Annotated in this window: 17 protein-coding genes and 2 pseudogenes; 14 read left to right on the top strand and 5 right to left on the bottom strand. The window is 71.7% G+C overall.

Going from position 1 to position 23,405, the window contains the following annotated elements; all coding sequences use genetic code 11:
- The first annotated feature begins 299 nt into the window (after positions 1-299).
- The 6 genes from ACFXGX_RS25795 to ACFXGX_RS25770 all read left to right on the top strand — a co-directional run bounded on the left by ACFXGX_RS25795 (position 300) and on the right by ACFXGX_RS25770 (position 8,476).
- Entirely contained in the window at positions 300-1,190 is an 891-nt protein-coding gene (locus ACFXGX_RS25795) for an FAD binding domain-containing protein (protein WP_384795376.1), read from the top strand.
- Positions 1,190-1,792 (top strand): (2Fe-2S)-binding protein, encoded by a 603-nt coding sequence (locus ACFXGX_RS25790; protein ID WP_384795374.1) that lies wholly within the window; start codon positions 1,190-1,192, stop codon positions 1,790-1,792. Before ACFXGX_RS25795 ends, ACFXGX_RS25790 begins: the two co-directional genes overlap by 1 nt.
- Positions 1,793-1,794: 2 nt before the next feature.
- On the top strand, positions 1,795-4,182 hold the full coding sequence (locus ACFXGX_RS25785) for a xanthine dehydrogenase family protein molybdopterin-binding subunit (protein ID WP_384795372.1): 2,388 nt from the start codon (positions 1,795-1,797) through the stop codon (positions 4,180-4,182).
- Positions 4,183-4,479: 297 nt separating this feature from the next.
- Complete coding sequence (locus ACFXGX_RS25780) at positions 4,480-5,937, top strand: NCS2 family permease (RefSeq protein ID WP_384795370.1); 1,458 nt, start codon at positions 4,480-4,482, stop codon at positions 5,935-5,937.
- 43 nt (positions 5,938-5,980) lie between these two features.
- Positions 5,981-7,135, top strand: a complete 1,155-nt coding sequence (locus ACFXGX_RS25775) for an XdhC family protein (RefSeq protein WP_384795368.1) — start codon at positions 5,981-5,983, stop codon at positions 7,133-7,135.
- Positions 7,136-7,300: 165 nt separating this feature from the next.
- Positions 7,301-8,476 carry a glycoside hydrolase family 6 protein gene (locus ACFXGX_RS25770; RefSeq protein WP_384795366.1) on the top strand — a complete coding sequence of 392 codons (1,176 nt, stop codon included), beginning with the start codon at positions 7,301-7,303 and terminating at the stop codon, positions 8,474-8,476.
- Positions 8,477-8,653: 177 nt separating this feature from the next.
- Here the strand turns inward: ACFXGX_RS25770 and ACFXGX_RS25765 are convergent, their stop codons facing one another.
- The 3 genes from ACFXGX_RS25765 to ACFXGX_RS25755 form a co-directional block, all read right to left on the bottom strand.
- Positions 8,654-9,094 carry an SRPBCC family protein gene (locus ACFXGX_RS25765; RefSeq protein WP_384795364.1) on the bottom strand — a complete coding sequence of 147 codons (441 nt, stop codon included), beginning with the start codon at positions 9,092-9,094 and terminating at the stop codon, positions 8,654-8,656.
- A gap of 69 nt (positions 9,095-9,163) precedes the next feature.
- The gene (locus ACFXGX_RS25760; protein ID WP_384795362.1) at positions 9,164-10,531 is read right to left on the bottom strand and encodes a diacylglycerol/lipid kinase family protein; all 1,368 of its coding nucleotides are present in this window, start codon (positions 10,529-10,531) and stop codon (positions 9,164-9,166) included.
- Positions 10,532-10,854: 323 nt separating this feature from the next.
- Positions 10,855-11,349 (bottom strand): winged helix-turn-helix transcriptional regulator, encoded by a 495-nt coding sequence (locus ACFXGX_RS25755; protein WP_384795360.1) that lies wholly within the window; start codon positions 11,347-11,349, stop codon positions 10,855-10,857.
- Between the two features lie 121 nt (positions 11,350-11,470).
- Here ACFXGX_RS25755 and ACFXGX_RS25750 point away from each other — a divergent pair, with 121 nt between their 5' ends.
- The 6 genes from ACFXGX_RS25750 (at position 11,471) to ACFXGX_RS25725 (ending at position 17,981) form a co-directional block, all read left to right on the top strand.
- Positions 11,471-11,956: a PaaI family thioesterase gene (locus tag ACFXGX_RS25750; RefSeq protein WP_384795358.1), complete on the top strand. Its 486-nt coding sequence runs from the start codon at positions 11,471-11,473 to the stop codon at positions 11,954-11,956.
- A 105-nt stretch (positions 11,957-12,061) separates the two neighbouring features.
- The gene (locus ACFXGX_RS25745) at positions 12,062-12,706 is read left to right on the top strand and encodes a DUF1345 domain-containing protein (RefSeq protein ID WP_384795356.1); all 645 of its coding nucleotides are present in this window, start codon (positions 12,062-12,064) and stop codon (positions 12,704-12,706) included.
- Positions 12,707-12,825: 119 nt separating this feature from the next.
- Entirely contained in the window at positions 12,826-13,896 is a 1,071-nt protein-coding gene (locus ACFXGX_RS25740; RefSeq protein ID WP_384795354.1) for a Dyp-type peroxidase, read from the top strand.
- Positions 13,893-14,801: a family 1 encapsulin nanocompartment shell protein gene (locus tag ACFXGX_RS25735; protein ID WP_384795352.1), complete on the top strand. Its 909-nt coding sequence runs from the start codon at positions 13,893-13,895 to the stop codon at positions 14,799-14,801. Before ACFXGX_RS25740 ends, ACFXGX_RS25735 begins: the two co-directional genes overlap by 4 nt.
- 236 nt (positions 14,802-15,037) lie before the next feature.
- Complete coding sequence (locus ACFXGX_RS25730; RefSeq protein ID WP_384795350.1) at positions 15,038-17,608, top strand: ATP-dependent Clp protease ATP-binding subunit; 2,571 nt, start codon at positions 15,038-15,040, stop codon at positions 17,606-17,608.
- Between the two features lie 94 nt (positions 17,609-17,702).
- Complete coding sequence (locus tag ACFXGX_RS25725) at positions 17,703-17,981, top strand: hypothetical protein (RefSeq protein ID WP_384795348.1); 279 nt, start codon at positions 17,703-17,705, stop codon at positions 17,979-17,981.
- Positions 17,982-18,054: 73 nt separating this feature from the next.
- Here ACFXGX_RS25725 and ACFXGX_RS25720 read toward each other — a convergent pair whose 3' ends face one another.
- On the bottom strand, positions 18,055-18,519 hold the full coding sequence (locus tag ACFXGX_RS25720) for a GreA/GreB family elongation factor (RefSeq protein WP_384795346.1): 465 nt from the start codon (positions 18,517-18,519) through the stop codon (positions 18,055-18,057).
- Between the two features lie 288 nt (positions 18,520-18,807).
- Between ACFXGX_RS25720 and ACFXGX_RS25715 the strand changes: the two genes are divergently transcribed.
- Both ACFXGX_RS25715 and ACFXGX_RS25710 read left to right on the top strand, forming a co-directional pair.
- Positions 18,808-21,120: an FdhF/YdeP family oxidoreductase gene (locus tag ACFXGX_RS25715; protein ID WP_384795344.1), complete on the top strand. Its 2,313-nt coding sequence runs from the start codon at positions 18,808-18,810 to the stop codon at positions 21,118-21,120.
- Between the two features lie 117 nt (positions 21,121-21,237).
- Positions 21,238-21,915 (top strand): annotated as a pseudogene (locus tag ACFXGX_RS25710) (phosphatase PAP2 family protein); the annotation flags it as partial.
- A 265-nt stretch (positions 21,916-22,180) separates the two neighbouring features.
- Here ACFXGX_RS25710 and ACFXGX_RS25705 read toward each other — a convergent pair.
- Positions 22,181-23,260, bottom strand: a pseudogene (locus tag ACFXGX_RS25705) (glutamate-1-semialdehyde 2,1-aminomutase); the annotation flags it as partial.
- Positions 23,261-23,405: the final 145 nt, after the last annotated feature.

Genomic DNA, 23,405 nt, shown 5'->3' with positions numbered 1-23,405 from the left:
ACTGTTTCCGGAGGACCGGCCGACTGTTTCCGGAGGACTGTGCCGACTGTTTCCAGAGGACTGTGCCGACTGTTTCCGGAGGAAAACGAAGAGGTTGCCGATGGCCTCGGTTCATACGAATCTACAAGATGCGCGCGCTGGCCAGCGAACTCCTTCATGGTTTCGGTGACTGACCCCGGTGCCGGAGCCCGCTGTGTACTGACCCCACTCCACTGTTGAGACCTCTTGAACGAGCCGAGGACGCCGCACCCGATCTGGCTTGATCAGAACGCCCACGACACGAATGAAGAGAGCCACTCATGGACTTCCTTCGCCCCGCCAGTTGGGAGGAGGCGCTCGCCGCGAAGGCCGAGCACCCCACCGCTGTGCCGATTGCGGGTGGCACCGACGTGATGGTCGAGATCAACTTCGATCACCGCAGGCCCGAGTACCTGCTCGACCTGAACCGCATCGGGGAGCTGAGCGAGTGGGAGGCCGGCGAGAAGAGCGTGCGCCTGGGCGCCTCCGTCCCGTACACCGGGATCATGGAGCACCTGCGCCGTGAGCTTCCCGGGCTGGCACTCGCCTCCCACACGGTGGCCTCCCCGCAGATCCGCAACCGCGGCGGCGTCGGCGGCAACCTCGGCACCGCCTCCCCGGCCGGCGACGCCCATCCCGCCCTCCTCGCGGCGGGTGCCGAGGTCGAGGCCGAGTCGGTGCGCGGCTCGCGGCTGATCCCGATCGACGACTTCTACACCGGCGTGAAGCGCAACGCGCTCGCGCCCGACGAGCTCATCCGCGCCGTCCACATCAAGAAGGCCGACGGACCGCAGCAGTACTCCAAGGTCGGCACGCGCAACGCCATGGTGATCGCGGTGTGCGCCTTCGGCCTGGCCCTGCACCCCGAGACCCGCACCGTCCGCACCGGCATCGGCTCGGCCGCGCCGACCCCGGTCCGCGCGAGGACCGCCGAGGAGTTCCTGAACGCGGCGCTCGACGAGGGCGGCTTCTGGGACAACGGCAAGATCATCACCCCTTCGGTGGCCAAGCAGTTCGCCGCCCTGTGCTCCGGCGCGTGCAACCCGATCGACGACGTCCGCGGCACGGCGAGCTACCGCCGCCACGCGGTCGCCGTCATGGCCCGTCGCACGCTGACCTGGACCTGGGAGTCCTACCGCGGCACCGCCGCCCGTACGGAGGGAGTCGCGTAATGCGTGTCAACTTCACGGTCAACGGCCGCAGGCAGGAGGCCGACGACGTCTGGGAGGGCGAGAGCCTTCTTTACGTCCTGCGTGAGCGGCTCGGCCTGCCCGGCTCCAAGAACGCCTGTGAGCAGGGCGAGTGCGGCTCCTGCACCGTCCGCCTGGACGGAGTGCCCGTGTGTTCCTGTCTGGTCGCCGCCGGCCAGGTCGAGGGCCGCGAGGTCGTCACCGTCGAGGGGCTGGCCGACTTCGCCAAGCAGCGTGCCGAGCACGCCGGTTGCGCGACCGGCGCCCGCAACACGGCCGAGGCAACGGGTATTTCGCTCGACGAGGCCCAGAGCTGGGCCGCCAGGGGACACGACTCGCAGACCGGCGAGGGCGACGAACTCTCGCCCGTCCAGCAGGCGTTCATCGACGCCGGAGCCGTCCAGTGCGGCTTCTGCACCCCGGGTCTGCTGATCGCCGCGGACGAGATGCTGGAGCGCACCCCGAACCCGAGCGACGGGGACATCCGGGAGGCGCTCTCGGGCAACCTGTGCCGCTGCACCGGCTACGAGAAGATCATGGACGCGGTCCGCCTCGCGGCCGCCCGGCAGTCCGAGGCGGTCTGACCATGGGAACCACCGGCACACCCACGAACATCACCCAGGGCTCGCGCACCAAGGGCGGCGTCGGCGAGTCCACCCTCCGCCCCGACGGCACCCTCAAGGTCACCGGCGAGTTCGCGTACTCCTCCGACATGTGGCACGAGGACATGCTGTGGGGCCAGATCCTGCGCTCCACGGTCGCCCACGCCGAGATCGTGTCCATCGACACGGGCGAGGCCCTCGCCACCCCCGGCGTGTACGCCGTCATGACGTACGACGACCTGCCCACCGAGGTGAGGAACTACGGCCTGGAGATCCAGGACACCCCGGTGCTCGCGCACGGCAAGGTACGCCACCACGGCGAGCCGGTCGCCATCGTGGCCGCCGACCACCCCGAGACCGCCCGCCGCGCCGCCGCCAAGATCAAGGTGGAGTACCGCGAGCTGCCGGTGATCACGGACGAGGCGTCCGCGACCGCGCCCGGCGCGGTCCTCGTCCACGAGGGCCGTACCGACCACCACATCGGCCACGTCCCGCACCCGAACATCGTGCACCGTCAGCCGATCGTCCGCGGCGACGCCGAAGCGGCCGCGAGGAAGGCCGACTTCGTCGTCCGGGGCGAGTACACCTTCGGCATGCAGGACCAGGCCTTCCTCGGCCCCGAGTCCGGCCTCGCCGTGCCCTCCGAGGACGGCGGCGTCGAGCTGTACATCGCCACCCAGTGGCTGCACTCCGACCTGCGCCAGATCGCCCCGGTCCTCGGCCTGCCCGAGGACAAGGTCCGGATGACCCTCTCCGGAGTCGGCGGCGCCTTCGGGGGCCGCGAGGACCTGTCGATGCAGATCCACGCCTGTCTGCTGGCCCTGCGCACCGGCAAGCCCGTCAAGATCGTCTACAACCGCTTCGAGTCCTTCTTCGGGCACGTCCACCGCCACCCCGCGAAGCTGTACTACGAGCACGGGGCGACCAAGGACGGCAAGCTGACCCACGTGAAGGCGCGGATCGTCCTCGACGGCGGCGCGTACGCCTCGGCCTCCCCGGCGGTCGTCGGCAACGCCTCCTCGCTCGGCGTCGGTCCGTACGTGGTCGACGACGTCGACATCGAGGCCATCGCGCTCTACACCAACAACCCGCCCTGCGGCGCGATGCGCGGCTTCGGCGCGGTCCAGGCGTGCTTCGCGTACGAGGCGCAGATGGACAAGCTCGCCGACCAGGTGGGCATGGACCGGGTCGCGTTCCGTCAGCTCAACGCGATGGAACAGGGCTCGCTCCTGCCGACCGGACAGCGCGTCGACTCACCGGCCCCGGTCGCCGAACTCCTGCGCCGCGTCAAGGCGATGCCCCTTCCGCCCGAGCGGCAGTGGCTGTCCGCGGGCGAGGCCGCGGACGTACGGCAGTTGCCCGGCGGTCTGTCCAACACCACGCACGGCGAGAGCGTCGTCCGTGGGATCGGGTACGCCGTCGGCATCAAGAACGTCGGCTTCTCCGAGGGCTTCGACGACTACTCGACCGCGCGGGTCCGCATGGAGGTCGTCGGCGGTGTGCCGGTCGCCACCGTGCACACCGCGATGGCGGAGGTCGGCCAGGGCGGCGTCACCGTCCACGCGCAGATCGCCCGCACCGAACTGGGCGTCGCCCAGGTGACGATCCAGCCGGCCGACACCCGCGTGGGCAGCGCCGGTTCGACGTCCGCCTCCCGCCAGACGTACGTCACCGGCGGCGCCGTCAAGAACTCCTGCGAGCTCGTCCGCGAGAAGGTCCTGGAGATCGGCCGCCGCAAGTTCGGTACGTACCACCCCGCGTGGGCCACGGCCGAACTCCTCCTGGAGAGCGGCAAGGTCGTCACCGACGGCGGCGAGGTGCTCGCCGATCTCGCCGACGTGCTCGAAGGAGAGGCCGTCGAGATCGAGGCCGAGTGGCGCCACCGTCCCACCGAACCCTTCGACCTGCGCACCGGGCAGGGCGACGGCCATGTCCAGTACTCCTTCGCCGCGCACCGCGCCGTCGTCGAGGTGGACACCGAACTCGGGCTGGTCAAGGTCGTCGAACTGGCCTGCGCCCAGGACGTCGGCAAGGCGCTCAACCCGCTGTCCGTCATCGGCCAGATCCAGGGCGGCACCACCCAGGGCCTGGGCATCGCGGTCATGGAGGAGATCATCGTCGACCCGAAGACCGCGAAGGTGCGCAACCCCTCCTTCACGGACTATCTGATCCCCACCATCCTCGACACACCGACCATCCCCGTCGATGTGCTCGAACTCGCCGACGACCACGCCCCCTACGGGCTCCGTGGCGTCGGCGAGGCCCCGACCCTGTCGTCCACCCCGGCCGTCCTCGCGGCGATCCGGAACGCGACGGGTCTGGAGCTCGACCGGACGCCGGTACGCCCCGAACACCTCACGGGGACCGCGTAGGCGCCGGGCAGTCCCCTCCGGGCGGCACCGGGAACGTCACAGGCCGCCGCGCCGCCCGGAGGCAAGTACGGCAACGGAGTTCCTCCCGTTGCTCTCGTTCCTTCCGTTCCTTCCGTTCCTTCCGTTCCTTCCGTTCCTTCCGTTCGTCTCGTTCCTCTCGTTTCCCACGTTCGTCTCGGGCCGTCCCCCGGGTCGTGCGGCCCAAGCACCTTCCCAAATCCCGCAACCGCACGAGCGGTTGACCAGCCGTCAGGACGGCTGTCCGGGTGCCCCTTTGAACCTTGGGAGCAGGCCCACATGACCCAGCAGTCACTGGAGCCGAAGACCACCGCGCAGGACGCGGGCGCGGGCAGCCGCGTCCCGGCCGGACGGTCTTGGCTCGACCGGTACTTCCACATCTCCCGGCGGGAGAGCTCGATCGCGCGCGAGGTGCGCGGCGGCGTCACCACCTTCATGGCGATGGCGTACATCCTGCTGCTCAACCCCCTCATCCTGTCCGGCAAGGACGTGGCGGGGGACGTGCTCGGGCAGAAGGCCCTGATCACCGCGACCGCGTTCGCGGCGGCCTTCACCACCCTTCTCATGGGCTTCGTCGGCAGGGTGCCGCTCGCCCTCGCCGCCGGGCTCTCGGTGTCCGGAGTGCTCTCCTCGCAGGTCGTCCCGCAGATGACCTGGCCGCAGGCCATGGGCATGTGCGTGATGTACGGCGTGGTCATCATGCTCCTGGTCGTCACCGGGCTGCGCGAGATGATCATGAACGCGATCCCGCTCGCGCTCAAGCACGCCATCACCATGGGCATCGGCCTGTTCATCGCGCTGATCGGCCTGGTCAAGGCCGGCTTCGTGCACCAGGGCAAGGCCACCCCCCTCACCCTCGGCGCCACCGGCGAACTCGCCGGCTGGCCGGTGCTGCTCTTCGCCGCGACCCTGCTGCTGATCTTCGCGCTCCAGGCGCGCGGGGTCCCCGGCGCGATCCTCATCGGCATCGTCTCCGGCACGGCTCTGTCCGTCGTCCTCGACGTGACCGGTGTCATCGCCCCCGGACAGTGGGCCGGCGGAGCCCCCGAACTGCACGGCAGCGCCGTCTCGATGCCCGACTTCTCGCTCTTCGGAAAGGTCGGGTTCGGCGGCTGGGGCGACGTCGGTGCCATGACGGTCGGCATGATCGTCTTCACTCTGGTGCTCGCCGGTTTCTTCGACGCGATGGCCACGATCATCGGCGTCGGTACCGAGGCCGGACTGGCCGACGACCGGGGCCGGATGCCCGGTCTGTCGAAGGCGCTGTTCATCGACGGCGCCGGCGGAGCGGTCGGCGGAGTGGCCGGAGCCTCCGGCCAGACGGTCTTCGTCGAGTCCGCGACCGGCGTCGGCGAGGGCGCCCGTACCGGCCTCTCCTCCGTCGTCACCGGCCTCCTCTTCGCGGCCTGCCTCTTCTTCACCCCGCTCACGGCGATCGTCCCGGGCGAGATCGCGGCGGCGGCCCTGGTGGTCATCGGCGCCATGATGATGACGAACGCGCGTCACGTCGACTGGGCCGACCGTGCCACCGCCGTCCCCGTCTTCCTGACGGTCGTGATCATGCCGTTCACCTATTCGATCACCGCGGGCGTGGCGGCCGGCGTGATCAGTTACGTCGCCGTCAAGGCCGCACAGGGAAGGGCCCGGGAGACCGGGGCCTTCATGTGGGGTCTGACGGCGGTCTTCTTCGTCTACTTCGCGCTCCACCCGATCGAGGGCTGGCTGGGCGTCCGCTGATGCCGAGCCCCTTCCACGCAACCGCTGCCAAGGAGACCGAGACATGCTGGACATCGCCGAAGAACTGCACCGGTGGGTCGAGCAGGGCCGCGACTTCGCCGTCGCCACCGTGGTGGCGGTCGGCGGCAGCGCGCCCCGCCGGCCGGGCGCCGCGCTCGCCGTCGACGCCGACGGCACGGCGATCGGCTCGGTCTCGGGCGGCTGTGTGGAAGGGGCGGTCTACGACCTGTGCGCGCAGGCGCTGGAGGACGGCGAGACCGTCCTCGAACGCTTCGGCTACAGCGACGACGACGCCTTCGCGGTCGGTCTGACCTGCGGCGGTGTCATCGACATCCTGGTCACCCCGGTCCGCTCGCGGGACACCGCCCGGCGGGCGGTGCTCGCGGCGGCCCTGGCCGCCGCGGCGGGCGGACGGACGGCGGCGCTCGCCCGCGTCGTGAGCGGGCCCGCCGACCTGATGGGCCGCGCCCTCGTCGTGCGTCCCGACGGCTCCCACGAGGGCGGCTTCGGCGCCCATCCCGGACTCGACCGTACGGTGGCGGGCGAGGCGGCGGCCCTGCTGGACGCCGGCCGCACCGCCACCGTGGAGATCGGAGAGCAGGGCTCTCGTTGCGGAGCGCCGCTCACGGTCCTCGTGGAGTCCTCGGTCCCGCCCCCGCGCATGATCGTCTTCGGTGCCATCGACTTCGCCTCGGCGCTGGTCCGGGTGGGCAAGTTCCTCGGCCACCGGGTGACGGTGTGCGACGCCCGTCCCGTCTTCGCGACGGCGGCCCGCTTCCCCGAGGCGGACGAGATCGTCGTGGAGTGGCCCCACCGCTATCTGGAACGCACGGAGGTCGACTCCCGCACCGTCCTGTGCGTCCTCACCCACGACGCCAAGTTCGACATCCCGCTGCTCCGGCTCGCGCTGCGGCTCCCCGTGGCGTACGTCGGCGCCATGGGCTCGCGCCGCACCCACCTGGACCGCAACGAACGGCTGCGCGAGGTCGGCGTCACCGAGATGGAGCTGGCCCGCCTCAGGTCGCCGATCGGCCTGGACCTCGGGGCGCGGACCCCCGAGGAGACGGCCCTGTCGATCGCCGCGGAGATCGTGGCCGACCGGCGCGGAGGAAGCGGGGTCTCCCTCACCGGGGCGCACACCCCCATCCATCACGACGCGCCCTCGGCCCCGGTGCGGCGCATCGGGTCGGTGGCCTGAGGGCCCGCCTCCGGGCCGTCGCGCTGTTTTCGGGCGGGTTCTTCCGTGGCCGGTATTCGTGTTCTTCCGTGCCCCGTATTGACGCGCGCCCGCCTCTCGGCGAACCTCCTGTGGGAGCGCTCCCGCAAGTCCCTCGTGACCGACGCGACCCCGGAGTGAACCTGTATGAGACGACGTACGCCCATCTGGCTCGCCGCCCTGTCCGTCGGTCTGGCCGCCCTCTTCGCCGCACCGCCGGCGCAGGCCGCACAGTCCGCCGGCCGCGGACCGTCGCTGTACGTCCCCGACGCCAACCCGGCGGCCTACCGGCAGGCCCTCGGCCTCGCCCGGGCCGGCCGGCTGCGCGACGCGGCGGGCATCCTGGCGATGGTGAACACGCCGCAGTCCGTGTGGTTCGGCGACCAGACGCCGGCCGAGGTGGAGAAGGAGGTCCGCGCTGTGGTCCGCGACGCGGGCCGTGAGGGCGCGATCCCGGCGCTCGCGCTGTACGACATCCCCGGCCGGGACTGTTCCAACTACTCGGCGGGCGGCGCCGCGAACACCGTGGAGTACCAGGCCTGGATCGACGCGGTGGCCCGTGGGATCGGGCGCGGCGACGCGATCGTCACCCTCGAACCCGACGCCCTCGCCCTGCTGCCCTCCGACTGCGGCCAGGACGACGCGCAGGGCAGGAAGACGGCCGCGCGCTACACCGAGGTCAACTACGCCGTCGACGCTCTGGAGCCGCTGCGCGGCACGAAGGTGTATCTCGACACCGGGCATCCGGGCTGGCACTCCGTCAACGACATCGTGCCGCGGCTGATCCAGGGCGGGGTGGCACGGGCCTCCGGCTTCTACACCAACGCCTCGAACTACCACACCGACGACGCCAACTCCTGGTACGGCAAGCTCATCTCGTCCTGCCTGGCCTACGCCGACGGCGGCGGTGACGTCGCCCAGTGCCCCAACCAGTGGTGGCCGCGCGCCGACGCACAGGCCTGGATCGACGCGCGGGTGACGACCCCGCCCTCCCGGATGAAGCACTTCGTCACGGACTCCAGCCGCAACGGGCAGGGCACCTGGACCCCGCCGGCCGGCAAGTACACCGACGCGCAGGACTGGTGCAACCCGCCGAACCGCGGACTCGGCGCCCGCCCGACGCTGCACACCGGCGACCCGCTCCAGGACGCCCGCCTGTGGATCAAGACGCCCGGCGAGTCGGACGGCCTCTGCCTGCGCGGAACTACGGGCCCCGAGGACCCCGAACGCGGCACGGTCGACCCGAAGGCGGGCGACTGGTTCCCCCAACAGGCACTGGAACTGGCTCGGTTGGCCGAGCCGCCGCTTCTGCCGGGAGCCTGACGGCCGAGTACGCCGGCCTTCCGGGAGCGTGACGGCCGAGTACGCCGGCCTTCCAAGAGCCTGACCGCCGGGGGCGTCGACGTCTCGGGAGGCCGGCCCCCGGGAGCCGGGCCCGCCGAAGGACCTGAGAACGGGGTACGTGCCCCGGTCGCCGCCGCTCGGGCGTACGGCCGGGGCTCACCCCAGCCCCAGCAACCCGTCCACCGCCCGCCCGAACATCCACCGCGCCGTCCCGCCCAGCGGCCGGTCGGTGAAGGCGGGGAGGCCGCGTACATTCAGATCCTCCCGCCAGAGGACCCGTGAACCGCCGCCGTCCGCCGGATGCACCTCGAACTCGGCCCAGCCCGTGACGAACGTGCCGCGCTTGACCAGCCGGCACGTTCCGGGGCCCCCGTCGCCCGGCGGGCTCCACGCGACGACCTCCATCGGGTCGTCGAACGCGAGCGGCCCGAGTCCCGACCGTGCCACGAAGACCGTGCCCCGCCGCGTCGGCGCCGGTGTGCGCACGGTGACCCGGGTCAGCGGCACGACGTCCGCGTGCCGGGGCCAGTCGGTCAGCCGCCGCCAGCTCTCGGCGACCGAGTGCCGGGACACGCGTTCCAGGACGAAGAGGACCACGGCACGATCGTAGGCGCTGGGAAGACCGCGGACCGGAGACGGACTCTCCGGCGTCCGGGGCGGACGCCGTCAACGGCTCCCGTCCGCCCGCCCCGGTCCGTGGCCCGGGCGGTGCACACCGGCCGTGCGGCTCACGAGCAGGGCCATGGCCATCAGCCGGCGCCAGTCCAGGGTTGGCTGGACCGCGGGGACGCCCGGGCGCTTGCGCGGGACACGTACGCGCAGCGCGCCCGCTTCGACACGGCAGCGGACCGGGGTGGGCAGGACCATGGCCTCGCCGTCGATGCCGGCCTCCAGCTCGCCGCCGTCGGCGGTCACGACCACCTCGCGCGCGGTGAGGACCGACAGGCCGTGCGGGACGGGGGAGAGCAGCAGGGCGGCGGCCTCGACCGCGCTGTCCACCTTGACGCCGAGAACCCCGAGCAGCCCCGAGTCCAGCCGCTCGCGCCGGCCCAGACCCGCCGGGTCGTTCGTGCGGTAGGGGTTGTTGCTCACCAGTACGGCCTGCGGCGCCTCCAGCGTCGTGCCGGCGGCGTGGGCGGTCAGCTCGGGTCCGCGCTGGCGGGTGAGCAGGTCAGGCAGGAGCTCCAGGATCGTGCCGATCTTGTCGTCCCGGTAGGCGGGATCCTGGACGACCGCCGCGTAGGCCCCGAAGGAGGCGTTGTTGACGAACGGGTGCTCTCCGGCGAAGCCGAGGTCCACCCGCAGTTCCACCCCGTCCTTCAGCGCGTCCAGGCAGGTGGCGGGGTCGTCGCGGTCGAGGCCGAGGTCCATGGCGAAGTGGTTGCGGGTGCCGGCCGAGACGACGAGGAACGGCAGACCGTGTTCGGCGGCGACCGCGGCGACGAGCGCCTGCGTCCCGTCGCCGCCCGCCACGCCCAGCAGGTCGGCCCCGTCCGCGACCGCCCGCCGAGCCAGCTCGGTGACGTCCTGGTGCCGCTCCGGGTCGAGGAGCACGACATGGGCGCCCAGCCGCTCGGCCTTCTCCACGAGACCGAACCGCTCCACCTTGCCGCCCCCGGACCGGGGATTCATGATGACGAACGGCCGTCGCGGCGGCGGAGTGCGGTGCTCCTTCATGGACCTGACCCGGCCGCGGGCGCTGCGCAGCGCGTAGCGGCCGCACCACACGGCGGCGATCCACAGCACGGGGGACAGCAGCAGGGTCCACAGCAGCGTGATCGCGAGGACCACGACGACGGCGAGCGGGAGCACGACGGCGAGCAGGCCCGCGATCCAGCGCACCGGGCCGCGCCGGGTCAGCGCCCACCACAGCGCCGCGGCCGCGACGGCCATGGCCGCGAGAGCGGCGAGCAGGAGCAGGAGGCCGCGTACGCCCCCGAAGGCGAGCGGCAGTGCCACGGCGAGCGCCGCCGCCGCGAGCGAGGCTCTCGCCGCCCATCGTTCGCGGGCCGGTGGCCCCGTCTCCGTGCTCATCGTTCCTCCACCGGTCGGTCCGTCCGGCACCGCGGCCGCCGTCCGAGAGGGCACCGCATCGCCGGTCACGCGGAACCGGATGCCCGCGCGGCGGACGTCCATGTCCGACGTGCCGGGACAGCCCTCATGGGGTCACGCTGCCACGAGCCGGGCCCCAGCACCACGAGGCGGCCTGTGTCCCGGCCCGTTTCGTGCCGGGCGTCCCCTCCGGTTCGCCGTCCGAAGGCGCCCCAAACATCTTCACCGCCCCGGCGGCGGGCCCGGGTGCCTCACCGCCCGGGAGCGGGACCGGGTGACACCGCCGGGAGCGGGGCCCGGGTGCCTCACCGACCGGAAGCGGGCCGGGCGGCGGGCTCCGCCTGTCGTGCCGACGGGCCCGGGCGGGTCCGGGCCTCCGGCGGGATCAGCGTGCCGTGTCCGGCCCCGCACACGACCGCCGCGCGCACCTGCTCGCCGCAGTCCGCGTGCACGACCTCCAGCGGCGGCCCCTCGGGATCCGCCGTGTAGCGGTCGCCCCACTGCTTGAGGGCGATCATGACGGGCCACAGGTCCCAGCCCTTGCGGGTGAGCCGGTACTCGTTACGGGCGCGGCTGCCGGGCTCGCTGTACGGCACGGTGTCCAGGATCCCGGCCGCGACCAGCTTCCGCAGCCGGTCCGCCAACACGCTCTCGGAGAGCCCGACATGGCGCCGGAAGTCGTCGAAGCGCCGTACGCCGTTCATCGCGTCCCGCAGGACCAGCATCGACCACTTCTCGCCGATCAGGTCGAGCGTCCGCTGGACCGTGCAGTTCTCGGTACTGGTGTCGAGCCACGTCATGAGCCCCATCGTAGGCTGACTGTGAGATTGACAGCCAGGTGTGGCGCTGGCTAACTTCTGTCGTACCGGCTGACTGTGAAAAACAGAGTCAGATCGTCCGAGCGGGGAGTGTGGGAGAAGCATGGGCAGGTCTCGTACGTACGACTGGGAGGACCCGGCCGTCTGCGCGGACGCCGTCGCCCGCTACAGCGGTCTCGACTTCCTCCGCGAGATGCAGGCCGGACGGCTCCCCGCACCGCCGATCTCCGCGACCCTCGGCATAATTCTCGAAGAGGTCGAGCACGGCCGGGTGGTCTTCTCCCTGATCCCGGGGGAGGAGCACTACAACCCGATCGGAAGCGTCCACGGAGGCATCTACGCCACCCTGCTGGACTCCGCGGCGGGCTGTGCGGTGCAGTCCGTGCTGCCCCGGGGCACCGGCTACACCTCGCTCGACCTGAACGTGAAGTTCCTGCGCCCGGTCACCGTGGACACCGGCAGGGTCCACGCCGTAGGCACCGTCCTGAACAGCGGCCGCCGCACCGCGCTCGCCCAGGCGGAGCTCCTCGACGCGTCCGGCCGGCTGCTCGCCCACACCACCAGCAGTTGCCTGCTGTTCCCCGTCTGACCCGCCGCCCGCCGTCTCCACCGGGCCGGGCGGTCCCGGGGCCAGGACCTGCCGGGCGCCGCCGGGCAGGCGGGACGCCACGGACATGCCCTAGCGTGACGGCGTATGAGGACCAGCCTGCCGAGACTGCCCCTGAACGCCGTGCCGCGCCTGATCATCTCGCTGATCCTCGGTGCCGCGGTCGGGGTGGCCGTCGGATTCTCGAACGACGTCTTCCTGGGCTCGCTGGCCGGGATCGCCGCTACGGAACTGTTCTTCGTCCTGGCCGGCTGGGTGGTGCTGTGGCCGATGAGCGCCGAGGCGACCCGCGGCAGCGCGTGCCGGGAGGACCTGCGCCCGCTGACCGACGAACTCGTCGTGGTCGCGGTCGCCCTGTGCGGGCTGGGCGCCATCGCCCTGCTGCTCCTGCGCGGGGGCGGGTCCGACCGCGGTGACGCCGTGGCCGTGACCGCCCTGGGCGGAGTGTTCCTGGCCTGGGCCGCCCTGCACCTGATGTACGCCACCCGCTACGCCTACCTGTACTACGACGGGAACGGCGGCATCGACTTCAACACGGACGACCCACCGGCGTACCGCGACTTCTTCTACTTCAGCTACAACCTCGGGATGACCTACCAGGTGTCCGACACCAGCGTCTCCAGCGTGGAGATCCGCTCGATCGTGCTGAGGCACTGCCTCCTGTCGTACGTGTTCGGCACCAGCATCCTCGCCACGGCCATCAATGTCGTCGTCGGACTCGTGAGCGGCTGACGCAGGCGGGGGAGCGAGCCGTTCTGGTGCGGTTTGCCCCGGGACGCAGCAGGATGGGAGCAAGAACCGTCCGGTCCGTGCGCGACGGACACCTCCGCGTCCCATGAGGAGGCCGACTCTTGGCCGAGCCACAGGCTGTGATCTCCCGACCGGCCAGGGCCACGGTGTTCCTCGTGGTCACCGTCACGCCGGGGCACGAGGACACGGTCCGCGGTCTCCTGGAGGACGTCTCCGGACTGCGCCGCTCCGTCTCCTTCCGGGCCCCGGACGACGAACTGGGCTGTGTCGTCGGCATCGGATCGACCGTCTGGGACCGGCTGTTCAGCGGTCCCCGGCCCCAGGAACTGCACCCGTTCGTGGAGTTGACGGGCCGGCGCCACCGCGCCCCGGCCACGCCGGGAGACCTCCTCTTCCACCTCCGGGCCCGCCGCCATGACCTCTGTTTCGAACTGGCCCGGCTCATTGTGGAACGGCTGGAGGGCGCGGTCACGGTGGTCGACGAGGTCCATGGATTCAAGTACTTCGACGAGCGCGACCTGCTCGGCTTCGTCGACGGCAGCGAGAACCCCGAGGGCCCGGCGGCCGTCGACGCCGTGGTCGTCGGTGACGAGGATCCCGCCTTCACGGGCGGCAGTTACGTGATCGTCCAGAAGTACCTGCACGACCTGCGGACCTGGAACGCGCTGCCGTCGGACGAGCAGGAGCGGGTCATCGGGCGCACGAAGCTCGCCAACACCGAACTCCCCGACGAGATCAAACCGGCCGACTCCCATGTCGCCCGCAACACCGTCACCGACGAGAACGGCGACGAACGCAAGATCGTGCGGGAGAACATGCCGTTCGGCACCCTGAGCGAGGGCGAGTTCGGCACCTTCTTCATCGGCTACGCGCGCACCCCCGAGGTGACCGAGCAGATGCTGCGCAACATGTTCCTCGGAGACGGCCGGGCCACGCACGACCGCATCCTCGACTTCTCGACCGCGATCACCGGATGCCTCTTCCACGTGCCGCCCGCCGGCTTTCTCGACGACCTTCCCGCCGCCCCCGGCGAGCGGGAGGCGGACGAGGGCGCGGGGGAACCGACCGCCGTGACCCGCGAGCCCGCCGCCGGCCCCGCCGCCGTGAACGGCGAGGCCGCGACGCCGGACGGCTCACTGGGGATCGGCAGCCTCAAAGGAGTCCGCACATGACGACCGCACCCGACGCCACCACCGCCGGCGCCGCCGGAACCGGAAACCTGCACCGCGAACTCGCACCCGTCACGCCCGCCGCGTGGAACGAGATCGAGGACGAGGCGCGCCGCACGTTCCGGCGCAACCTCGCCGGCCGGCGCGTCGTGGACGTCACGGGCCCCGACGGGCCCGTTCTCGCCGCCGTCGGGACCGGCCATCTGTCCCGCATCGACGGCCCGTCACCCGGTGTCGCGGCCCGGCTCCGCCAGGTTCAGCCCCTGGTCGAGCTCACCGTGCCGTTCCGGGTGAGCCGCGACGCCGTCGACGACGTGGACCGGGGCGCCCAGGACTCCGACTGGCAGCCGGTCAAGGACGCGGCCCGCACCATGGCGTTCGCCGAGGACCAGACCGTCTTCAACGGATACGCGGCGGCCCGCGTCGACGGTCTGCGCACCCGTACGTCCAACCCCGTGCTCCGTCTTCCCGCGGAGCCGTGCGACTTCCCCGACGCCGTCAGCCACGCCCTGAGCACCCTCCGGCTGGCCGGCGTGCAGGGCCCGTACGCGCTGCTGCTGGGGGCGGAGGCGTACACGGCGGTCAGCGAGACCTCCGACCACGGCTATCCCGTCGCCGCCCACCTCGGCAGGCTGCTCGACGGCCGGCTGATCTGGGCACCCGCCGTGGAGGGGGCCTTCCTGCTCACCACCCGGGGCGGCGACTACGAACTGCGCCTCGGCGAGGATCTCGCCATCGGCTACACCGCCCACGACGCCACGGGTGTCGACCTGTACTTCCGCCAGACCCTGACCTTCCTCGTCCACACGGACGAGGCCGTGGTGGCACTCGACCCGTCGACCGACTCGGGCAGGGACACGAACGGGCACGTGGGCGGGGACAGGGACACCGGCGGGGGAGCGGTCTGAGCCCGGCGGGTGCGCGCGTGTCACCCGGGCGGGGCGGGCCCTCGCGGGGGTCCGCGGGCCGGGCCGTATCCCGTTTTCCGGCGCTCACCAACGCCCGCTTCCCCTCGGTGAGTTCCGCCCTCACCGGGATGAACGCGCAGGCCAGGACCCTCGCGGCGCGGATGGCCGCTCCGGTTGCGGACCAATAGGCGCCGCGAAATGGTGGAAAGGACTCGTCGCCGCACCGGGAGCTGTCCATGTCGATGTCGTCCTACGGTTTCGGCTCGTCCGACCCCTTCGGTGATCTGCTGAACCGCTTCTTCGGGATGTCGCCCGCGTCGTCTCCACCGGCCGTGCAGCGCGTACCCATCGGACGGCTGCTGACGGAGTCCTCGCAGGAGCTCCTGAACCTGGCCGCACAGCGCGCCCAGCAGGACGGGACCTCCGACCTCGACACGGAGCACCTGCTGTGGGCCGCCACGAAGGTCGAACCCGCCCGCTCGCTGCTGGCCCGCGCGGAGCTGGACCCCGACGCCCTCGCGGCCCAGCTCGCCGAGGTCCTCCCCCGGGAGAGCAGCGAACCGTCCTCGGAGCCGGGCCTGACCCCCGCGGCCAAGCGCACCCTCGCCGCCGCGTACGCACGCTCGCAGGCGGCCGGGGTGTCCTACATCGGCCCCGAACACATCCTCGCCGCCCTGCTCGGCGACGCCGACACCGGCGCCGCCCGGTTGCTGCGCGCCGACGGACAGGACGCGCAGAAGCTCGCGGGTCTCACGGAACGCACGGCCCGTCCCGAAAGCCGCCCCGCCGAGCCCGACAAGCCCGCCACGACCCTCGACGAGTTCGGACGGGACCTCACCGAGGAGGCGAAGGCCGGCAGGCTCGACCCGGTCGTCGGACGCGCCGAGGAGATCGAGCAGACCATCGAGATCCTCTCCCGGCGCTCCAAGAACAACCCCGTGCTCATCGGTGAGCCGGGCGTCGGCAAGACCGCGATCGTCGAAGGACTCGCGCAGCGCATCGTCTCCGGTGACGTCCCGGACACGCTCAAGGGCAAGCGTGTCGTCTCCCTCGACATGTCCGGCATGGTGGCGGGAGCCCAGTACCGCGGACAGTTCGAGGAGCGGCTGAAGAAGGTCATCGAGGACGTCCAGGCGTCGGACGGGGAGATCGTTCTCTTCATCGACGAACTGCACACGGTCGTCGGCGCGGGTGCGACCGGCGAGGGCTCCATGGACGCGGGCAACATGCTCAAACCCGCTCTGGCCCGCGGAGAGCTGCACGTGGTGGGCGCGACGACCATCGACGAGTACCGCAAGTACGTCGAGAAGGACGCCGCGCTCGAACGCCGCTTCCAGCCGGTGATGGTGCCCGAGCCGTCGGTCGAGGAGACCGTGCAGATCCTGGAAGGGCTCCGCGACGCGTACGAGGCGCACCACCAGGTCCGCTTCGCCGACGGAGCCCTGGCCGCCGCGGCGGAACTGTCCGACCGCTACATCAGCGACCGGTTCCTGCCCGACAAGGCGATCGACGTGATGGACCAGGCGGGCGCCCGGGTGCGGCTGCGCGGCGCCGTCCGCTCGACCGAGGTCTCCGAACGCGAGGACCGCATCGCGAAGCTGCGCCGCGAGCGCGATCAGGCCGTGGCCGCCGAGGACTTCGAGCGCGCGGGACAGCTCAAGGGGCGGATCGCCGAGGCGGAGGGCGAGCTCGCGGGCATCGAGGAGCGGCGCGCCGGTGTCGTGTCCGTGACCGCCCGTGACATCGCGGACATCGTCTCCCGGCGCACCGGCATCCCGGTGTCCCAGCTCACCGCCAGCGAGAAGGAGAAGCTCCTGAAGCTGGAGGAGGAGATGCACTCCCGGATCGTCGGCCAGGACGAGGCGGTCACCGCCGTCTCGCAGGCGGTACGCCGCAACCGGGCCGGCATGGGCGATCCGAACCGCCCCGTGGGTTCCTTCCTCTTCCTCGGCCCCACCGGCGTGGGCAAGACGGAGCTGGCCAAGACCCTCGCCGAGCAGTTGTTCGGCGACGAGAGCCGCATGGTCCGCTTCGACATGAGCGAGTTCCAGGAGAAGCACACGGTCGCCCGTCTCGTCGGGGCGCCGCCCGGATACGTCGGGTACGACGAGGCAGGGCAGCTGACCGAGAAGGTCCGCAGACAGCCGTACAGCGTCGTCCTGTTCGACGAGGTGGAGAAGGCGCACCCCGATATCTTCAACACGCTGCTCCAGATCCTCGACGACGGGCGGCTGACGGACGGTCAGGGGCGCACCGTCGACTTCCGGCACTGCGTCGTGATCATGACGTCCAACATCGGCGCGCACCGGATCCTGGACCACAAGGGCGATGTGTCCGATCTCAAGGACGCGTTGATGGACGAGCTGCGGACCCGGTTCCTGCCCGAGTTCCTGAACCGCATCGACGACATCATCATCTTCCACGGCCTGAAGGAGGACGATCTGGCGCAGATCGTCGGGCATCTCCTCGGCCGGAGCGAACGCCGGGTGCACGCGCAGGGCATGAAACTGGAGGTGACCGAGGCGGCCAAGAAGCTGCTGATCGCCCACGGCCACCAACCGGAGTTCGGCGCGCGCCCGCTCCGGCGCACGATCCAGACGGAGCTCGACAACGGCATCGCGGAGCTGATGCTCGGCGGCGAGGCCGAACCCGGCGACACGATCGTCGCCGAGGACCGGGACGGCTCCGTGCGCTGCACCGTGCGCAAGGGCGCCGCGGCCGGCGGCGCCTCGGGCGACGGGCCTTCGGGCGACGGCGCGGAGGCGGAGCGGGGGAGCGCGGCGCCCGCCGGCGACACAGCGAAGTGACCGACGTACGACGAACGACGGGACGGAGGACTCCTGACACCGAGGACCTGCCCGGGCTCGCGAGACGCCGGGCAGTCGTTTGAGGAGGCTGCGCATGACGCACCACAAGTCCAACCAGGCTGTCGAAGGCGATCCGGAGCACGCCCACAACAGGGGAATGCCCCTGCGGTCCGACGACGACGAGCTCTACGCACGTACGGTCCGCGAGCGGCGGGAAGCCGGACTGCTCGGCGGGCCCATGGACGATCCCGAGGCCGCCTACCGGCGCGAGCGCGTGGAGATCGATCTGGAGGTGGGCTCCGGCCGGATCCCGACGGGCGATGTCACCCGGCGGGGCAGGGCCCCCTATCCGCCCTCCAGCTACGGGGACTGAGGCCCACCGCGGGCCGCGAACGTACCGGAGGACTCCGGATCACGGATCCTCCGGTCGGCCCGCCGCCATGCGGTTACGTGCCCAGGGAGACCACGACCGCGCTGCCGGGTCCGTCGGGTGCCTGGAAGTCCACGGTGTCGCCCGCCCGGTGGCCGAGGAGCGCACGCCCCAGCGGGCTGTCGGCCGTGACGAGCGTCCGGTCCAGCACCGCGGCCCCCTCGCCGATCTGAACCGTGTCCGTCGTGCCGTCCGCGAACCGGACGGTGACCGTACTGCCCACGCCGACCGTGTCCGTGGGCGGGGGACCCGCCACGTCCGCCCCGGCGAGCCGTGTGGTGATCTGCGAGATCCGGTCATCCAGGCGCCGCAGGTCGTCCGCGCGCTGCAACTCGTCGGCCGCGTCCGCGTGGTCGCCCACCTCCGCGTCCGAGTCCTGGAGGGTCGCCGCGACCGTCGCGCGTTCGGTGCGCAGGTCGTCGCGTTCCCGCTCCAGTGCCTGCCGGGCGGCCTCGCTGATCGGTGCCGGTTCGCTGGCCATGCCTGCTCCTCGGTGTGCGCAGTCTGAGTCGAATCGGAGTGGTATCAGCATATCCACGCAGGCTTGTGCGCTGATGAGTCGGATCGCGGTGGTATGTGATGTATGGAATCGTGGGGCACCGGAGTTCAGGACGCTTCGCGCTGTCCCGCGCGTGCGTCACGAGTGAGCCAGGGAGGCCCCATGTCCTCGAAGCGACGCCGGAAGAAGAAGGGCCGCCGCAAGCACGCCGCCAACCACGGAAGGCGACCCCAGTGCTAGGTGCGGACACGACCTAGGTCGGTGAGACTCTTGAACGCATCCCAGAACGGACAGGACGGCCGGGTGCCCCACGTCGGGCCCGACCCGCAGGGCGAACCGGAATTCCATCCGTACCATCACCCGGCCGCCGGCTGGGGTGCGGCCAAGAGCGTGGGCCGGTTCCTCGTGCGGGAACGGGCCCTCGTGGACGGCCCCCGCGCCATCATGCGCATGAACCACGAGAACACGGGCTTCGACTGCCCGGGATGCGCGTGGCCCGACGACACCAAGGGCCTGCACCTGGACATCTGCGAGAACGGCATCAAGCACGTCACGTGGGAGATGACCGGCAAGCGGGTCGGCCGCGAGTTCTTCGCCGCGCACTCGGTGACCGAGCTGTCCGGCTGGAGCGACTACGCCCTGGAGGACCAGGGCCGGCTGACCGAACCGATGGTCTACGACCCGGAGTCGGACCACTACGTGCCGATCGCCTGGCGCGACGCGTTCGAACTCGCCGGGCGCACGCTGCGCGAACTCGACGATCCCGGCCAGGCCTCCTTCTACACCTCGGGACGCCTGGGCAACGAGGCCACGTTCCTCTACCAGCTCCTGGCCCGCGAACTGGGCACGAACAACCTGCCCGACTGCTCGAACATGTGCCACGAGGCCAGCGGCCGGGCGCTGACGGCATCGCTCGGCACCGGCAAGGGGACCGCCGACCTCAAGGACTGGGAGACCACCGACGCCCTGTTCATCATGGGTGTCAACGCCGCCTCCAACGCGCCGAGGATGCTCACCGCCCTCGCCGAGGCCTACCACCGCGGCGCCCAGATCGTGCACATCAACCCCCTGATCGAGGCCGCCGCCACCCGGACCATCGTCCCGCACGACTTCACGGACATGGCCGTCCTCAAGTCCACCCGGACCAGCACCCTGAACCTCCAGCCGCGCATCGGCGGCGACATGGCGCTCCTGCGGGGGATGGCCAAGGCGATCCTGGAGCAGTCCGCGACGGATCCCAAGGCCCTGGACCAGGAGTTCATCGACCGTCATACGGCGTACTTCGACAAGTACCGCGCGGTCTGCGAGGCCACCTCCTGGGACGCGATCGAGCGCCAGTCCGGGATCGGCCGGGACGGCATCCTCCAGGCGGCACGCGTGTACCGCGACGCCGACCGCTCCATCATGAGCTGGTGCCTCGGCGTCAGCCAGCACGAGCACGGCGTCGACACCGTACGGGAGATCGTCAATCTCCTTCTGCTGCGCGGCAATCTGGGCCGCGAGGGCGCCGGCCCCTCACCGGTGCGCGGGCACAGCAACGTCCAGGGCAACCGGACCTGCGGGATCGACCACCGGCCGGCCGGGGAGTTCCTGGACCGGCTCGCCGAGGTCTGCGGGATCGACCCGCCCCGCGAGCACGGCATGGACACCGTGGCCACCATCCGGGCCATGCACCGCGGCGACGTGAAGGTGTTCGTCGGCATGGGCGGCAACTTCGCCCTCGCCGCGCCCGACACCCCGTACACCTACGCGGCCCTGCGCAACTGCGACCTCACGGTCCAGGTGAGCACCAAGCTCAACCGCAGCCACCTCGTGCACGGCCGCCGGGCGCTGATCCTCCCGTGCCTGGGCCGGACCGAGAAGGACCAGCAGCGCGGCGGGCTCCAGAGCACCTCGGTCGAGGACTCGATGAGCATGGTCCACCTGTCCGTCGGCATGAAGCGCCCCGCCTCCAAGGACCTGCTGTCCGAGCCGGCCGTCATCGCGGGCATCGCGCGCGCCGCCCTCCCGGACAGCGGGACCCCGTGGGAGTGGTACATCGAGGACTACGACCGCATCCGCGACACGATGGCCCGGGTCCTCGACGGATTCGAGGACTGCAACAGGCGCGTGCGCCTGCCGCTCGGGTTCCGGATCAAACAGCCCGCCCGCGAACTGGTCTTCCTCACCCCGTCGGGCCTGGCCGAGTTCTCCGCGGCCCCGTTGCCCGACGTGATCCCCGAACCCGGCACCCTCGCGCTCGGCACCATGCGGTCCCACGACCAGTGGAACACCACGATCTACTCGGACAACGACCGCTACCGGGGCGTCAAGAACCTGCGCACGCTGGTCTTCATGAACGAGGACGACATGCGCGAACGCGGCATCTCCGAGTTCACCCCGGTCGAGATCGTCAGCACCGCCAAGGACGGCAGCCACCGCAGTCTCGACGGCTATCTGGCCATCCCCTACGACATTCCCCGCGGCTGCGCGGCCGGCTACATGCCCGAGATGAACGTCCTCTGCGCGATCGGCGACTACAGCGTCCAGAGCGACCAGCCGTTGATGAAACACGTCAAGGTCACCATCGCGCCGTCCGGCTGAGACTTCGCCAAGTGTTGACTCGCTCCTTACCCGGCGCCGGTGCGCCGCGCCCGCGTTCTTGGTTAGGGTGACAAAGGCTCGCGTACGGGCCGAGTCGGACACAACGGGGGTTCGTCGGTGGGGAGTTGGCGTCAGGCGGAAGCCGCCGTGGTGCCCCCGGCACTCCGATTACAGCTCGCGCTGACCGCGGTCCTCGCCGCGCTGACGGTCCTCGCGCTCGGGGTTTTCTACGCCGGTGACAGCGAGCCCGGCCCGGTGGACGCGCGGCTCGGGACAGCGGCGTACGACGTGGGCTCGTCGTGGCGGCGCGTCGCTCTGGCACTGGACTTCCTGGGGGAGCCCGCCGGCGCGACCGCACTGGTCGTGACCCTCATGGCGGGGTGCCTGCTCCTTCGGCGTCCCCGCGCCGCGGCGCTCGTCGCCGTCGGCGCCGCCGTGGCCGTGGTCACGGCGACGCTGCTCAAGTCCCTGGTGGGGCGCACCATTCACGGCGACGGGAACCTGTCCTACCCGAGCGGCCACACCGCCTTCGCCACCGCGCTCGCCCTCGCGGTGGCGCTGACCGCGACCGGCCGGCTCGGCCTCGGCAGGACCGCGGGCACCGCACTCGTGCTCGGCGCGGCGCTGACCGCCGGCGCCGCCATGGGCTGGGCGCAGGTCGCCCTCGGCGCGCACTACCCGACCGACGCCCTCGGCGGCTGGTGCACCGCGCTGGCGGTGGTCCCGGCAGCCGCGTGGCTGGTCGACCGGACGGCGGACCGGACGACCGGCCGGGCGGATGACCGGCCGGTGGACCGCCGGACCGACGGGACGACGCGACGGCCGCCGGCCGGCCGTCCCGCGAACCGGCCGGCCGACCGCATGGAGGACCGGAGAGCCGGCCACACGGCGGACCGGAACGCCGGCCACACGGCGCACCGGACAGCCGACCGCGCCACGGACCGCAGAGCCGGCCGGTCAACCGGCGCGCAGAAAGGCCGGATCGCGGGCCGGACGGCCGGTCGCACGGCCGACACCGCCCGCCGGGAGGTGCGCTGACGCCATGTCACCTCACCTCAGGTCACACCAGACGGCGGAACACGGGCTTCACCGGCCGTCCGGCGAGCCAGGGGGTGGGATCGGCGGCGTCAAGTGCCTTGCGGTACACCGCACATGCCTGGGCGACCACGTCGACCGTCTGATCGATGTCGGCGTCGTCGAGCGCGCTGCTCACCACGAACGACGGGGCCAGCACCCCGCCCGCGAGGAGCCGGCGCAGGAACAGGGTGCGGTACTCCTGCGAGGGCTGCCCGTTCTCGTCGAGGGTGGCGAAGACCAGGTTGCTGGCCCGGCCCCGGACGACGAGGTGGTCGCCGACGCCCATGCCGGCGGCGGCCTCGCGGACGCCGGCGGCCAGCCGCTCGCCGAGGGCGTGCAGCCGCGCGGTGATGCCCTCCTCGGTGTAGACGGTCTGGACGGCCATCGCGGCCGCCAGCGAGTGCGTCTCGGCGCCGTGCGTGGTGGACAGCAGGAACACCCGCTCGCCGGAGTGACGCAGACCGCCCAGCTCCATCAGTTCGCGGCGCCCGGCCAGCGCGGAGACGGCGAATCCGTTGCCCAGCGCCTTGCCGAACGTGGAGAGGTCGGGGACGACGCCGTACAGGCCCTGGGCGCCCGCCTCGGACCAGCGGAAGCCGGTGATCATCTCGTCGAAGACCAGGACACAGCCGTGCCGGTCGGCCAGCTCGCGCAGCCCGGCGAGATACCCGGGCGGGGGCTCGGTCTGGGCGGCGGGTTCGAGGATCAGGCAGGCGACCTCGCCCTCGTACCGGGTGAGCAGCTCCTCCGTGGCGGCCAGGTCGCCGTAGGGGAACGTCACGGTGAGCTCGTTGGTCTCCGCCGGAATGCCGGCGGACATCGGCGTGGTGCCGATGAACCAGTCGTCGACGGAGAAGAACGGATGGTCGGCGCAGATCGCCACCCGCGGACGCCCGGTGGCGGCACGGGCCAGGCGCACCGCCGCGGTGGTCGCGTCCGAGCCGTTCTTCGCGAACTTCACCATCTCGGCGGTCGGCACCGTGGCCAGGAAGCGTTCCGCGGCCTCGACCTCCAGGATGGACGGCCGGACGAAGTTGCTGCCGCGGTCGAGTTCCCGCCGGGCCGGCGCCGGGGGCGCGCGGGGGGGGGCGGGCGCTGCCCTTTCGCGTTGACACTAACCGGCGGTCCCCGGCCGCGGCGGGGTCGTGGGGGGCGGCGCGGGCCAGGGCCTGCTCGCCGAGGGCCTGGGCGGAGCCGTCCTTGTAGTA

Source organism: Streptomyces sp. NPDC059371, assembly GCF_042751995.1.
Classification (GTDB): Bacteria; Actinomycetota; Actinomycetes; order Streptomycetales; family Streptomycetaceae; genus Streptomyces.
The sequence above is the reverse complement of the archived record's forward strand: the minus strand, read 5'-3'. Positions and strand labels throughout refer to the sequence as shown.